This window comes from Pseudomonas sp. ABFPK, assembly GCF_001586765.1.
GTDB classification, from domain to species: domain Bacteria; phylum Pseudomonadota; class Gammaproteobacteria; order Pseudomonadales; family Pseudomonadaceae; genus Aquipseudomonas; species Aquipseudomonas asiatica.
Genome location: NZ_LQXW01000011.1, coordinates 83,052 through 95,913 on the forward strand (window position 1 = coordinate 83,052; position 12,862 = coordinate 95,913).

14 protein-coding genes are annotated in these 12,862 nt (G+C 64.2%); 6 read left to right on the top strand and 8 right to left on the bottom strand.

Features of this window, described 5'->3' with window-relative positions; all coding sequences use genetic code 11:
* The 3 genes from rimM to ffh form a co-directional block, all read right to left on the bottom strand.
* Positions 1 to 537 (bottom strand): ribosome maturation factor RimM, encoded by a 537-nt coding sequence (gene rimM, locus WM94_RS09075; RefSeq protein WP_013971190.1) that lies wholly within the window; start codon positions 535 to 537, stop codon positions 1 to 3.
* A gap of 5 nt (positions 538 to 542) precedes the next feature.
* Positions 543 to 794, bottom strand: coding sequence for a 30S ribosomal protein S16 (gene rpsP / locus WM94_RS09080; protein WP_003259424.1), 252 nt, complete (start codon positions 792 to 794; stop codon positions 543 to 545).
* Between the two features lie 259 nt (positions 795 to 1,053).
* Positions 1,054 to 2,430: a signal recognition particle protein gene (gene ffh / locus WM94_RS09085; protein WP_013971189.1), complete on the bottom strand. Its 1,377-nt coding sequence runs from the start codon at positions 2,428 to 2,430 to the stop codon at positions 1,054 to 1,056.
* Between the two features lie 324 nt (positions 2,431 to 2,754).
* Between ffh and WM94_RS09090 the strand changes: the two genes are divergently transcribed.
* The 3 genes from WM94_RS09090 (at position 2,755) to WM94_RS09100 (ending at position 6,356) form a co-directional block, all read left to right on the top strand.
* Positions 2,755 to 3,564 (top strand): inner membrane protein YpjD, encoded by an 810-nt coding sequence (locus WM94_RS09090; RefSeq protein ID WP_003259422.1) that lies wholly within the window; start codon positions 2,755 to 2,757, stop codon positions 3,562 to 3,564.
* A gap of 9 nt (positions 3,565 to 3,573) precedes the next feature.
* Positions 3,574 to 4,779: a transporter associated domain-containing protein gene (locus tag WM94_RS09095; protein WP_015269138.1), complete on the top strand. Its 1,206-nt coding sequence runs from the start codon at positions 3,574 to 3,576 to the stop codon at positions 4,777 to 4,779.
* A 275-nt stretch (positions 4,780 to 5,054) separates the two neighbouring features.
* Positions 5,055 to 6,356 carry an MFS transporter gene (locus WM94_RS09100; RefSeq protein WP_061551014.1) on the top strand — a complete coding sequence of 434 codons (1,302 nt, stop codon included), beginning with the start codon at positions 5,055 to 5,057 and terminating at the stop codon, positions 6,354 to 6,356.
* A gap of 118 nt (positions 6,357 to 6,474) precedes the next feature.
* On the opposite strand, the gene purT is transcribed toward WM94_RS09100, so the two are convergent.
* The 5 genes from purT to WM94_RS09125 form a co-directional block, all read right to left on the bottom strand.
* The gene (gene purT, locus WM94_RS09105) at positions 6,475 to 7,656 is read right to left on the bottom strand and encodes a formate-dependent phosphoribosylglycinamide formyltransferase (RefSeq protein ID WP_025337909.1); all 1,182 of its coding nucleotides are present in this window, start codon (positions 7,654 to 7,656) and stop codon (positions 6,475 to 6,477) included.
* A gap of 76 nt (positions 7,657 to 7,732) precedes the next feature.
* Positions 7,733 to 8,200: a VUT family protein gene (locus WM94_RS09110; RefSeq protein ID WP_039612787.1), complete on the bottom strand. Its 468-nt coding sequence runs from the start codon at positions 8,198 to 8,200 to the stop codon at positions 7,733 to 7,735.
* Positions 8,201 to 8,398: 198 nt separating this feature from the next.
* The gene (locus WM94_RS09115; RefSeq protein WP_061303200.1) at positions 8,399 to 8,596 is read right to left on the bottom strand and encodes a DUF1289 domain-containing protein; all 198 of its coding nucleotides are present in this window, start codon (positions 8,594 to 8,596) and stop codon (positions 8,399 to 8,401) included.
* Positions 8,586 to 9,110: a gamma carbonic anhydrase family protein gene (locus WM94_RS09120; protein ID WP_015269134.1), complete on the bottom strand. Its 525-nt coding sequence runs from the start codon at positions 9,108 to 9,110 to the stop codon at positions 8,586 to 8,588. The genes WM94_RS09115 and WM94_RS09120 overlap by 11 nt, the downstream gene beginning before the upstream one ends.
* A 44-nt stretch (positions 9,111 to 9,154) precedes the next feature.
* A complete protein-coding gene (locus tag WM94_RS09125; protein WP_003252125.1) occupies positions 9,155 to 9,754 on the bottom strand; it encodes a CoA pyrophosphatase in 600 nt (199 codons plus the stop codon).
* A 124-nt stretch (positions 9,755 to 9,878) separates the two neighbouring features.
* Between WM94_RS09125 and WM94_RS09130 the strand changes: the two genes are divergently transcribed.
* The 3 genes from WM94_RS09130 (at position 9,879) to WM94_RS09140 (ending at position 12,850) form a co-directional block, all read left to right on the top strand.
* Positions 9,879 to 10,430 carry an NUDIX hydrolase gene (locus WM94_RS09130; protein ID WP_039612785.1) on the top strand — a complete coding sequence of 184 codons (552 nt, stop codon included), beginning with the start codon at positions 9,879 to 9,881 and terminating at the stop codon, positions 10,428 to 10,430.
* A 22-nt stretch (positions 10,431 to 10,452) separates the two neighbouring features.
* Positions 10,453 to 11,007, top strand: coding sequence for a murein L,D-transpeptidase family protein (locus tag WM94_RS09135; RefSeq protein ID WP_013971179.1), 555 nt, complete (start codon positions 10,453 to 10,455; stop codon positions 11,005 to 11,007).
* Between the two features lie 160 nt (positions 11,008 to 11,167).
* The gene (locus WM94_RS09140) at positions 11,168 to 12,850 is read left to right on the top strand and encodes a ShlB/FhaC/HecB family hemolysin secretion/activation protein (RefSeq protein ID WP_061551015.1); all 1,683 of its coding nucleotides are present in this window, start codon (positions 11,168 to 11,170) and stop codon (positions 12,848 to 12,850) included.
* Positions 12,851 to 12,862: the final 12 nt, after the last annotated feature.

The window sequence follows — 12,862 nt, forward strand, 5'->3', positions numbered from 1 at the left end:
TTAGAAGTCCGCGTCCCATTCAACCCGCATCACGCCAGCTTCCAGGTCGACGTCGAGCACGCATTGCGCCGTATAGGGCAACAGACGCTCGCGATCATCCAGGCTGCCTGCGCAGGGCTTGACCACCATTACATCGTTCGCACCGGTCTCCAACAGGTGATCGACCTTGCCGAACAGTTGTTCGTCCTGGTTGATGACCTTCAGGCCGACCAACTGGTACCAGTAGTACTCGTCAGCAGCCAGGTTGGGCAAAAGGCTCCGCGGAATGCAGATTTCGTAACCGCTCAGAAGACGGGCTTCATCGCGATCATCGAGGCCTTTCAGCTTCACGACCAGGCCCTTCTGGGAGCCACGACCGTTGACCAGCTCGACCTGCTTTACCTTGCCTTCGTGCCGAAGCGTCCAGCGCGGATAATCCAACAGGTTTTCAATCGGATCGGTAAAGGAATACACCTTCACCTCGCCGCGAACGCCGTGAACCGAAAAAATCTTGCCAACGACGATGAGGTCGTCAGCCTTTTCTGGCGTCGCGTTCATACTTCTCAGGCAGCAGCCTTGGCAGCGTCCTTCAGCAGCTGAGCAACGCGCTCAGACGGCTGTGCACCCTGGCTCAGCCAGTAGTTGACGCGCTCTTGGTTGACCGACAGCTTGACTTCGGCGCCAGCAGCGATCGGGTTGAAGAAACCTACGCGCTCAACGAAACGGCCGTCACGGGCGTTACGCGAGTTGGTCACGGTCAGGTGGTAGAATGGGCGCTTTTTCGAGCCGCCACGGGCCAGACGAATGGTTACCATGTGAACATCGTTCCTATAGTCGGTGCTGCAGTTGATACAGCAGCTGGTACTGCAAATCTGAATGCCAAATAGGCACACGGGTGCCCAAAAGGCCGCATATTCTCGGGGAATACACGGACATTTGCAAATGACTTTTTCGGCAAGGCCCTGCCCTGCCGTCCAGATCTGCCGGTTGAGCCGCGAAATCCGCGGCCATTGCCCCGCCACGGCGGGGGTTCTGGGCGCCTGCCGGACAAACGGCAGGCCCCCGGAATAGGGGTTACAGCTTCGGCATGCCGCCGCCCGGCAGCATCCCGCCAAGGCCGCGCATCATCTTGGCCATGCCGCCCTTGGCGGAGAATTTCTTCATCATCTTCTGCATTTGCTTGTGCTGCTTGATCAGGCGGCCGACGTCCTGCACCTGGGTGCCGGAACCGATGGCAATGCGGCGCTTGCGCGAGCCGCTGATCAGCTCCGGATCACGGCGCTCGGCCGGGGTCATGGAGTTGATGATCGCTTCCATCTGCTTGAACTGCTTCTCGGCGGCGCCCTGGGCGTTGCCCATCTGCGACAGGTTGACCCCACCGATGCTCGGCAGCTTGTCCATCAGGCCGCCGAGGCCGCCCATGTTCTTCATCTGCTGCAGCTGGTCACGGAAGTCTTCGAGGTCGAAGCCCTTGCCCTTCTTCAGCTTCTTGGCCAGCTTGTCGGCCTTGGCCTTGTCGATGTTCTGCTCGGCCTGCTCGATCAGGCTGAGCACATCACCCATGCCGAGGATGCGCGAGGCGACGCGGTCGGGGTGGAACGGTTCGAGGGCTTCGGTCTTCTCGCCCATACCGATGAACTTGATCGGCTTGCCGGTGATGGCACGCACCGACAGCGCGGCACCGCCACGGGCGTCACCGTCGACCTTGGTCAGCACCACGCCGGTCAGCGGCAGCGCCTCGCCAAAGGCCTTGGCGGTGTTGGCGGCGTCCTGGCCGGTCATGGCGTCGACCACGAACAGGGTCTCGATCGGCTTGACCGCGGCATGCAACGCCTTGATCTCGTCCATCATGTCGGCGTCGATGTGCAGACGGCCGGCGGTGTCGACGATGACCACGTCGATGAACTTCAGCTTGGCTTCGCGGATGGCCGCTTCAGCGATGGCCACCGGCTTCTGGCTGATGTCGGACGGGAAGAAGGTGACGCCGATGTCGTTGGCCAGGGTTTCCAGCTGCTTGATCGCCGCCGGGCGGTAGACGTCGGCGGACACCACCATCACGCTCTTTTTCTTGCGCTCCTTGAGGAAGCGCGCCAGCTTGCCGGCGGTGGTGGTCTTACCGGCGCCCTGCAAGCCGGCCATCAGCACCACGGCTGGCGGAGCGGCGTTCAGTGCGAGGTCTTCGTTGGCCGCGCCCATCAGGCTTTCCAGCTCGGCCTGGACGATCTTCACGAACGCCTGGCCCGGGGTCAGGCTGCGCGACACCTCGGTGCCGACTGCACGGTCCTTGACGCTGTTGACGAAATCCTTGACCACCGGCAGGGCAACGTCGGCCTCGAGCAGGGCCATGCGCACTTCGCGCAGCGTGTCCTTGATGTTGTCTTCGGTCAGCTTGGCCTTGCCGGTGACATGGCGCAGCGTCTGTGACAGGCGGTCGGTCAGGTTTTCGAACATGGTGATCCTTTCAGGCCCAGTAAAAGCCGAGGTTTGTCAGGCGCCCAGGGGGGAATGCATACCCGCCGGGCACAGCAAGGCGGCGATTATAGCGAAGTGCGGCGGCGGCGCACACCTTGCTGGCGGCCTGGTAGATATTCGGTGGCTGTGCCGGCCTCTTCGCGGGTGAACCCGCTCCCACAGGGCCTGCACCACATTCGAAACCGGCGCCGTACCTGTGGGAGCGGGTTCACCCGCGAATGCCGCACCGCAGTCTGCCAGTCTTCCTAGACCAGCGCGATCTATGCCAAACTCCGTCTCTTTAAGGCTCGCCAACCAGGACTTATGTTCTCCTCACCCAGCCTCATCCCCAACCTGATCGCCGCCGGCCTATATATAGCAGCGGCCATCTACCAGGGCTCTTACCTTGCCCAGAACCGCAAGGCCGACAAGCGCCTGCTTGCCCTGCTGGGTACCTTCGCGGTATTCGCCCAGGCCGGTGCGCTGTTCTTCCAGCTGATCACCCCGCTGGGCCTGAGCCTGGACTTCTTCAGTGCCGCCAGCCTGATCGCCGTGGCCGTCATCGCCCTGACCCTGCTGGCCTGCTTGCGCATACCCGTGGAAAACCTGCTGGTGCTGCTGTTCCCGCTGGGCGCGGTGACAGCGCTGCTGGCCCAGTTCGCGCCCCCCGGCACGGTGCCGCTGGTCAACGAAGAGCCGGGTATCCTCGCGCATATCCTGCTGTCGATCCTGGCCTATGGGCTGTTCACCATTGCGGTGTTCCAGGCCCTGCTGTTGCTGCTGCAAGACCGCCAACTGAAGAACAAGCACCCGTCCGGGCTGATCCGCAACTTCCCGCCGCTGCAAACCATGGAAAGCCTGCTGTTCGGCTTCCTCTGGGCTGGCTGGTGCCTGCTGTCGCTGTCGCTGATCTCCGGCTGGCTGTTCCTCGACAACCTGTTCGCCCAGCACCTGGTACACAAGACCCTGCTGGCCTGTATCGCCTGGGTGGTGTTCAGCGTGCTGCTGTGGGGCCGCACCCGCCTGGGCTGGCGTGGCCACAAGGCCATCCGCTGGACGCTGGCCGGTTTCTGCCTGCTGATGCTGGCCTATTTCGGCAGCAAGCTGGTTCGCGAATTCATCCTGCATATCTGACGGCCGCCCATGGATACCCTGCCGTACGCACCGCTATTCGGCACCCTGGCACTGGCCCTGTTGTGGTCGGCGCTGTTCACCGCGGTGGATGCCGCCCGCCTGCAACTCAATGGCACGCTGCGCACCGGCGAGGACGGCCAGCCCGTGCTGCCGGCCCAGGCCCTGGTGCTGTGCGCCAGCCTGGGCAAGCTGCTGGTGCTGGGCCTGGCCTGCCTGCTCGGCCAGCGCCATAGCGGCGAGCACGGCTTCTGGCTGGCCGGGTTGGCCGCCACCCTCGTCCTGCTGGTATTTGCCGAATACCTGCCGCGGCGCCTGGCCCGGCGCAACCCGCAGGCGTTCGTCAGCCTCGGCACCAGCCTGCTGAAAGTACCCCTCGCCCTGCTGCAACCGCTAGCCTGCCTGCTGGATGGCATTGCCAAGCTGATCCTGCGTCCGTTCCGCGTGCAACCCACGGCCGTGGCCCTGCACCCGCAGGAAGCCGACGAATTCGACGAGGATGAGGAACACGAAGCACCGCGCCACGGCCTGCTCGACGGCCTGCAGTCACTGGACAAGATGACCGTCAACGACATCCTGGTACCGCGCAACGAAGTGGATGGCATCAGCCTCGACGAGCCGATCGAACGCATCATCGAGCAACTGATCGTCAGCCGCCACACCCGCCTGCCGGTGTACCACAGCGACATCAACCAGGTTGAAGCAATCCTCAATACCAAGCTGATCAGTCACCTGCTGCCCAAGGCCGAGCTGACCCTGGAGATGCTGCTCGGCGCCTGCTACGAGCCCTATTTCGTACCCGAGAGCACGCCCCTGCAAATGCAGCTGCTGAACTTCCACAAGCAGCAGCGCCGCCTGGGCGTGGTGGTGGACGAGTACGGCGAGGTGCTGGGCATCGTCACCCTGGAAGACATCCTCGAAGAGATCGTTGGCGAGTTCGAGGATGAACACAGCCTGGACAACCCCCACGTGCACCCACAGCCCGATGGCACTTTCGTCATTGACGGCACCGCTTCGCTGCGTGAAATCAACCGCAGTCTGGGCTGGCACCTGCCCTGCGACGGCGGGCCGAAAACCCTCAACGGGCTGGTCACCGAAGCGCTGGAAAGTATCCCGGAAAGCGCCGTTTGCCTGAAGATCGGCCGCTATCGCCTGGAAATCCTCGAAACAGAGGACAATTGTGCCAGCAAGGTACTGGTGTGGACCGTGACCCGATAGCTATACTCGGGTCACGCTTACCCAGCCCCGCCGTCCCGCCTGCTACCCGCACCCGGCGCTCCACGGCCAGTCCGCTCCACTGACACGCCCCGCGGTCCTGCTTCAACACCCCGAACAGTGCCCGCCCCCGCCCCTATCCCCCTTGGGCTATCGTCAGTCGGGCGCACACAACAACAAAACGCTCCGGCGCCCGCGCCACCGTGCCTGCCCTTTTGCATTGCACGCCGCGGGGCTTATCCCAATGGAGCCGGACCAGACTGTCAGGGACCTATTCAATGACAACCAGCAGCACCTATGCCGAAGCGCCTGCCGCGCCGGTCAACTCGCCCGCGCGGGTAGCCACCGCCAGCTTTATCGGCACCGCCATCGAGTTCTACGATTTCTACGTCTACGCCACTGCCGCCGCCCTGGTGATCGGCCCGGTGTTCTTCCCGTCCGGGTCGGGCACCGCGCAGATGCTGGCGGCCTTTCTCACCTTCGGTATCGCCTTCCTGGCGCGCCCGCTGGGTTCGGCACTGTTCGGCCACTTTGGCGACCGTATCGGCCGCAAGTCGACCCTGGTCGCCTCGCTGCTGCTGATGGGCGTGTCCACCACGGCCATCGGTGTGCTGCCAGGATATGAAAGCATTGGTGTATGGGCGCCGATCATCCTCTGCCTGCTGCGCTTTGGCCAAGGCCTGGGGCTGGGTGGCGAATGGGGTGGCGCGGCCTTGCTGGCCACCGAGAACGCGCCCGAAGGCAAGCGCGCCTGGTTCGGCATGTTCCCGCAGCTGGGCCCGTCGATCGGCTTTTTGGCCGCCAACGGCCTGTTCCTGACCCTGGCCCTGGTGCTCAGCGATGAGCAGTTCCGCGAGTGGGGCTGGCGCATTCCGTTCCTGCTCAGCGCCGCGCTGGTACTGGTGGGCCTGTATGTGCGCCTGAAGCTGGAAGAAAGCCCGGTATTCGCCAAGGCTGTCGCCCGCCACGAGCGGGTGAAAATGCCGGTGGTCGACCTGTTTTCCAGATACTGGCTGCCGACCCTGCTGGGCGCAGCGGCGATGGTGGTGTGCTACGCGCTGTTCTACATCTCCACGGTGTTCTCGCTGAGCTATGGCGTGACCACGCTGGGCTACAGCCGCGAAACGTTCCTTGGCCTGCTGTGCTTCGCGGTGGTGTTCATGGCCCTGGCCACACCACTGTCGGCCTGGCTCAGCGACCGCTACGGGCGCAAACCGGTGCTGATCGTCGGCGGCCTGCTGGCAGTGGCCTCGGGCTTTACCATGGAGCCGCTGCTGACTTCGGGGTCGACCGCAGGTGTGGCGCTGTTCCTGGCCATCGAACTGTTCCTGATGGGCGTGACTTTTGCGCCGATGGGGGCACTGCTGCCTGAACTGTTCCCGACCCACGTGCGTTATACCGGCGCTTCGGCGGCCTATAACCTGGGCGGCATCGTCGGCGCCTCGGCGGCACCGTTCTTTGCCCAGAAGCTGGTGAGCATGGGTGGGTTGAGCTGGGTGGGGGGTTATGTGTCGGTGGCGGCGGTGATCAGCTTGATTGCCGTGCTGTGCCTGAAAGAGACCCGCAATACCGAACTTTGAACAGTTGGGGGCGCCCTGCGCCCCATTCGCAGCACAAGGCTGCTCCTACAGGGGGATGCGTTGCCCTTGTAGGAGCAGCCTTGTGCTGCGAATGGGCTGCAACGCAGCCCCAATCGGATCAGAACTCGACCTTGACCGCCTGCGAAGCACGGGTCGCCTTGGCACGCGCCGCTTCGACCGACTCATCACGCGCCAGGCACACGCCCATGCGGCGGGTACCGTTGATTTCCGGCTTGCCGAACAGGCGAATGGCGGTATCCGGCTCGCTCAGCGCCGCACCCAGGTTGGCAAAGCTGGTCTGCTGCGACTGCCCCTCGGGCAAGATCACCGCCGAAGCAGAAGGGCCGAACTGGCGCACTACCGGAATCGGCAGGCCAAGAATGGCACGGGCATGCAGGGCAAACTGCGACAGGTCCTGGGAAATCAGGGTCACCAGGCCAGTGTCATGCGGGCGCGGCGAGACTTCGCTGAACCACACCTGGTCGCCCTTCACGAACAGTTCCACGCCAAACAGGCCACGACCACCCAGGGCATCGGTGACCGCCTTGGCCACCCGCTGCGACTCGGCCAGCGCCTTCGGGCTCATGGCCTGCGGCTGCCACGATTCCTGGTAGTCGCCCTTCTCCTGGCGGTGGCCGACAGGCTCGAGGAAGGTGGTGCCACCGACGTGGCGCACGGTCAGCAAGGTGATTTCGTATTCGAAGTCGATGAAGCCCTCGACGATGACCCGGCCTTTGCCGGCGCGGCCGCCTTCCTGGGCGTAGTCCCACGACTTCTGCAGGTCGGCATCGCTGCGCAGCAGGCTCTGGCCCTTGCCCGACGAGCTCATCACCGGCTTGACCACGCACGGGTAGCCGACATCGGCCACGGCCTTGGCGTAGTCTTCGTAGGTGTCGGCGAAGTGGTACGGCGAGGTTGGCAGGTCCAGCTCTTCGGCGGCCAGGCGGCGGATGCCTTCACGGTTCATGGTGAGCTGGGTGGCGCGGGCGGTCGGCACCACGTTGAAACCTTCGTTTTCCAGCTCGACCAAGGTGGCGGTGGCGATGGCTTCGATTTCAGGGACGATGTAGTGCGGCTTCTCGGCCTCGATCACTGCGCGCAGGGCCACGCCATCGAGCATGTTGACCACGTGGCTGCGGTGCGCCACCTGCATTGCCGGGGCATTGGCGTAGCGATCGACGGCGATCACTTCGACGCCCAGGCGCTGCAGCTCGATCACCACTTCCTTGCCCAGCTCGCCACAGCCGCAGAGCAGTACACGGGTCGCGGTGGGCGACAAAGGGGTTCCGATACGGGTCATTTCAGGTCCTCGAAGGCGTCCGGGGCCGCACCAGGCTTGGCGCCGCCCGCTGAAAAAGGACCGCTATTCTACACCATCAACCCGCCACGGCGGCCCGCCGGGCGCGAAATGCCATGGCCAGCCATACGGCGGTGACCCCGGCGAATTTCGAGGCCATGGCGGTGCCGATCACGGCTGGGGTCAGGGCACCGATCATGCCGAAGAAGATGAAGGTGTCCACCGGGATGCTCAGCGCCGAGCTCAGCCACAGGCGGTCGCGCAGCGGTCGGCGGGTGACGCTGAACACCAGCCAGTCGATCAGTTCGGAAATGAAGAAGGCGGTGGCGCTGGCCAGAGCGATGGCCGGTTCCGAGGTGACGTAGGACAGCACCAGCGCCGCCAGCATGGCGACCAGGGCGCCATGGCCGAAGCGGGTTTGCACCATGTCGCGCAGGATGAACACCAGGCCGCCCCAGGCGGACCAGATGATGTCCAGGTGTGGCGCGCTGGAGAAGGCGTAGTTGATCAGCACTACGCTGCTGATGTAGGCAATCAGATAGAACATGGCGGGTAGTCTGTGGGCAAGCCGCACAGATTACCGCTGGCTGGTTCGCGGGTAAACCCGCAGGCACCGACCTCAAGCCATGCACAGGACATGTAGGAGCAGCCTTGCGCTGCGAAGAGGCCATATCTGCAAACGATCACCTTTTGCCTTGCTGGCCTCTTCGCAGCACAAGGCTGCTCCTACAGGGGGCGCGTCAGCCTACAGGATGAGGCCGGCCTCCACGGCCCTTTCATGGCAACGCTTGAGCACAGCCCGGCGCTCGTCGTTGTCCATCCGCCCCCAGCGGCTGATTTCCGCCACGGTTCGCTGGCAACCTGTGCAGATATCCTGCTCGTCCAGTGCACAGATACTCACGCACGGCGAGGCCACCGGTCGCTCCACTACATCACTCATCATCAACCACCAACTCCCGTGCATAACGCTGGGCATTGTGCACATAATGCGCGGCACTGGCCTCAAGCATGCGCTTCTGCTGTTCGGTCAGCTCGCGCACCACCTTGCCCGGCGAGCCCATCACCAGCGAACCGTCGGGGATCTCCTTGCCTTCTGCAATCAGCGCATTGGCGCCAATGATGCAATGCTTGCCGATGCGCGCGCCATTGAGGATGACCGCGTTTATACCGACCAGGCTGTAGTCGCCCACCGTGCAGCCATGCAGCATGGCGTTGTGGCCAACGGTCACGCCCTTGCCCAGGGTCAACGGCGAGCCCATGTCGGTGTGCATCACCGTGCCATCCTGCACGTTGCTGCCTTCGCCAATGTCGATCAGCTCGTTGTCCCCGCGCAGCACCGCGCCAAACCACACGCTGGCATCGGCCTGCAGGCGCACCTTGCCGATCAGCGTGGCGTTGGGTGCGGCCCAACTGGTGGGGTGGCTCTCGACCCGCAGGTCGCCCAGGCGGTATTTCATGCTTGCTCCTCAGGCTGCAACGCAGACGACGGGGTTGGCCCCGCTCAGTTTTCGATGTAACGCTCCGGGGGCTGGTGCAGGCTGATGCCGGCATCGAACAGCAGGTTGACCAGTTCGACGATCATGATCGCCGACAACCCCCAGATCTTGTATTCGCCATAGCGATAGCTGGGCACATACCAGCTGCGCCCCTGGTAATCGATACGGTGGGTATGGTCGCGCGGGTCCTGGCGGAAGAATTCCAGCGGCACGGTGAATACTGCCGCGATCTCGGCATCATTGGCACGGTATTCGACAAAATCGGGGATGAGCCCGACGAATGGCGTCACTTTCAGGCCGTGCAGCGAAATCAGCGGGCTGAGCGGGCCGATCACTTCCACCAGGCCTGGTGGCAGGCCGATTTCTTCTTCGGCTTCACGTAGCGCGGTGAACACCAGGTCCGGGTCTTCCGGGTCGCGGCGGCCACCGGGAAAAGCCACTTCGCCGCCGTGGGTGGACAGGCCCTTGGCGCGCAGGGTCAGGACCAGCTCGGGCGCTTCGCTGCGGGTAATGGGCAAGAGGACCGCCGCTTCGGGGAACCGCCGGTCGGTTTCCAGTGATGCGGGTTGGTGGTTGCTCATTCGGCGAAGTAGCTCGTCCAGCATTGCGCACGCTCATATCCAAGGCCTGCCTTGCATGATGCACCAAAGGCGCGAAGCACCCAAGCCCCGTGCGCTTGCGACGGCACGGCCGGCGCGCCAAGATAGCCCGGAGCAAAAGGAACGACACATGAAATTCTGCAGCGCGTGCGGCCAGCCGGTCACTCAGCGGATCCCCGAGGGCGACAGCCGCCTGCGGTATGTCTGCGAGGTTTGCCAGACCATCCACTACCAAAACCCCAACATCGTCGCCGGCGTGTTGCCGACCTGGGGCAGCCAGGTGTTGCTGTGCCGGCGCGCCATCGAGCCACGCCGCGGCTTCTGGACCCTGCCCGCCGGTTTCATGGAAAACGGCGAAACCCTGGACCAGGCCGCCCGTCGCGAAACCGTCGAGGAGGCCTGCGCCCGGGTCGGCAGCATGAGCCTGTACCAGCTGTTCGACCTGCCACACATCAACCAGGTGCACGTGTTCTTCCGCGCCGAGCTTGCGGACCTTGATTTCGCTGTCGGTGTCGAAAGCCTGGAGGTGCGGCTGTTCGAGGAACATGAGATTCCGTGGGGCGAGCTGGCTTTCCGCACCGTCACTCGCACACTAGAATGCTACTATCGCGATCGCATCGGGCAGCACTACCCCATAGGCCATGAATACCTGCCGCCGATGAACGTCTCGCCCACCACCTAGAAGCCTTCAGGGATACCGTTACATGCGCTGGTTGCTTGCCCTTTTCTGCCTTTGCGTTACCTCGGTGTCCCAGGCGGCCTTCACCGAGACCATCATCCGCAAGCCCCAGCCGGCAGTGCAAACCCCGTCGCCTTCGCAGCAGGCCATGCAACCGCTGATCGACAAGGTGCTGGTGATCAAGTCCGAGCGCCGTCTGCAACTGATCAGCCGTGGCGAACCGCTGAAGACCTACCGCATCTCGCTGGGCAAGCAGCCAAAGGGCGCCAAGGAGCGCGAAGGCGACAAGAAAACCCCCGAGGGCCTTTACTGGCTGGACTGGCGCAAGCAAAGCGACCGTTTCAACCTGGCCATACACATCAACTACCCGAACATCAACGACGCGGCCCGTGCCACTCGTGAAGGGGTGAGTGCCGGCAGCATGATCATGATCCATGGCACGCCGATCAACGACGAGTATCCGGAGTGGTACTTCCACACCCTGGACTGGACGGATGGGTGTATTGCCATGCGTAACCGCGACATGCAGGAAGTGTGGGACCTGGTGCGGGATGGCACGTTGATCGAAATTCGGCCCTGATAGCGGGCCTTTCAACTGATGCTGTAGGAAGCTTCCCACCATCAGGCAAGAACGCGCCCTACAAGCGCTTAGGCCGGGTACTGCATCCAGGCGAACCCCTTAATTTTTAGCATCCACGCAGACGAGTACGAAATCCGTACATCATTTGCGGGGTGCTTCAATGCCGTTCCACATTCATCGCGCCACCTGCTGGGCGCTCACCTGCTGCCTGTCAGGTTTGCTGGCCGCACCACAGGCGTTGGCCGACGACCCGGCCAGCCATCAACTGCGCGATCAGCAGCGCGGGCTGCGACAGCTGGAACAGCAACAGCGCCTGGAACGCTGGCAGCGCCAGCCCGCCCCTGCCGAAAGCCACGACGCCACCGCACCCCTCCCCCACGACCAGCACTGCTGGGCCATCACCGGCGTACGCGTGGCCGGCAACCGCGAGCTTTCCGACTCGGCGCTAACGCCAACCCTCCGCAGGTTCATTACCCCGTGCATGGGTATCGCGGAAATCAACGGGCTGCTGAAAGCCATCACCCAGCGCTATGTGCAAGCCGGATACCCGACCAGCCGGCCCTACCTGCAGCAACCTCCACAAGACGGCGCACCGCTGAACCTGGTCATCGTCGAGGGGTTCGTCGAGTCCATCGAAATGGCCGGCCCCGAGCTGCCCCTGTCCCTCCCCGGCGCCTTTCCCGGCCTGCTCGGGCAGCCACTGTTCCTGCCAGCCCTGGAGCAAGGCCTCGACCAGCTCAACCGGCTGCGCGCTTATGACCTGTCCGCAGAGTTGCTGCCCGGTGAACTGCAGGGCGGCACCCGGGTTGTCGTGCAGCCGCGCAAGGTGGCCTCGCGCGGGCACCTGGACAGCCGCTTCGACAACCGCGGCAGCGACCTGACCGGGCGTCATCGCCTGAACCTCGGCTTCGGCCTGGACAGCCCGCTGGGCCTCAATGATGACCTGCGCCTGTCACTGAACGGCACGGTGCTCGATGCGCCCGGGCAAAGCCAAGGCATCTCGCTGTACTACAGCATCCCCTACGGCGCCTGGACCTTCGCGCTCAGCGCCAGCGAGCTGCGCTACGAGGCGCCGCTCCCCCACAGCCGCCAGGTAGCCGACGGCAGCAGCAGCTACCAGGGCCTGAGCGTCGAGCGGGTGCTGTGGCGCAACCAGCAAGGCATGCTCAGCGCCAGCGCCCGGCTGGACCGCAAGCAGATGGTCAACCGCAGCGCGGGCGCGATGATCGTCCAGCAGAGCCCCACCCTGGTCTGCGTGGAAGCGGGTATCAACCTGCTGTGGCTCCAGGGCGGCCTGTGGAATGGCTACCTCGGTGTCGCCCAGGGCGTCGATGCCTTCGGCGCCGACCGTTCACCGCTGGGAGCGGAACGCCTGCGCCCGGATTTTCGCAAGTACCGCGCCAACCTGCTGCACCTGCGCCAAGGCCCGGCCAGCCACCCATGGCGCTGGCAGAGCGAGCTGGCTCTGCAATACAGCAGTGACCCGCTACCCGCCGTCGAGCAGTTGCTGGTCAGCGACGATTCGGCCGTGCGCGGGTTTCGCCTGCGTACCTACTCCGGTGCCAGCAGCGCCGTCTGGCGCAACACCGCCAGTCAGCCGCTGCCGGAGCGCTGGACGGCTCCCCTGCAGGTGCGCCCCTACATCGGCCTGGACCTGGGCTGGACCCGCACTGCCGAAGGCAAGCCTTCACAACGCCTTGCCGGGGCCACCGCCGGTGCGGAACTGAGCCTGCCCGGCAGCCACCTGCGCCTGGGTTACCAACGCGCGCTGTACGCCAGCGACCTACCCCGCCCGCTGCTGGAACCCGGCTTCTGGGTAGTGGAACTGGCCCTGACCATCTGAATCACCCACAAC

What these genes read in the sequence shown, in the direction of transcription:
- rimM (WP_013971190.1), bottom strand. Translation starts at nt 537, where the DNA reads ATGAACGCGACGCCAGAAAAGGCTGACGACCTCATCGTCGTTGGCAAG.
- rpsP (WP_003259424.1), bottom strand. Translation starts at nt 794, where the DNA reads ATGGTAACCATTCGTCTGGCCCGTGGCGGCTCGAAAAAGCGCCCATTC.
- ffh (WP_013971189.1), bottom strand. Translation starts at nt 2,430, where the DNA reads ATGTTCGAAAACCTGACCGACCGCCTGTCACAGACGCTGCGCCATGTC.
- WM94_RS09090 (WP_003259422.1), top strand. Translation starts at nt 2,755, where the DNA reads ATGTTCTCCTCACCCAGCCTCATCCCCAACCTGATCGCCGCCGGCCTA.
- WM94_RS09095 (WP_015269138.1), top strand. Translation starts at nt 3,574, where the DNA reads ATGGATACCCTGCCGTACGCACCGCTATTCGGCACCCTGGCACTGGCC.
- WM94_RS09100 (WP_061551014.1), top strand. Translation starts at nt 5,055, where the DNA reads ATGACAACCAGCAGCACCTATGCCGAAGCGCCTGCCGCGCCGGTCAAC.
- purT (WP_025337909.1), bottom strand. Translation starts at nt 7,656, where the DNA reads ATGACCCGTATCGGAACCCCTTTGTCGCCCACCGCGACCCGTGTACTG.
- WM94_RS09110 (WP_039612787.1), bottom strand. Translation starts at nt 8,200, where the DNA reads ATGTTCTATCTGATTGCCTACATCAGCAGCGTAGTGCTGATCAACTAC.
- WM94_RS09115 (WP_061303200.1), bottom strand. Translation starts at nt 8,596, where the DNA reads ATGATGAGTGATGTAGTGGAGCGACCGGTGGCCTCGCCGTGCGTGAGT.
- WM94_RS09120 (WP_015269134.1), bottom strand. Translation starts at nt 9,110, where the DNA reads ATGAAATACCGCCTGGGCGACCTGCGGGTCGAGAGCCACCCCACCAGT.
- WM94_RS09125 (WP_003252125.1), bottom strand. Translation starts at nt 9,754, where the DNA reads ATGCTGGACGAGCTACTTCGCCGAATGAGCAACCACCAACCCGCATCA.
- WM94_RS09130 (WP_039612785.1), top strand. Translation starts at nt 9,879, where the DNA reads ATGAAATTCTGCAGCGCGTGCGGCCAGCCGGTCACTCAGCGGATCCCC.
- WM94_RS09135 (WP_013971179.1), top strand. Translation starts at nt 10,453, where the DNA reads ATGCGCTGGTTGCTTGCCCTTTTCTGCCTTTGCGTTACCTCGGTGTCC.
- WM94_RS09140 (WP_061551015.1), top strand. Translation starts at nt 11,168, where the DNA reads ATGCCGTTCCACATTCATCGCGCCACCTGCTGGGCGCTCACCTGCTGC.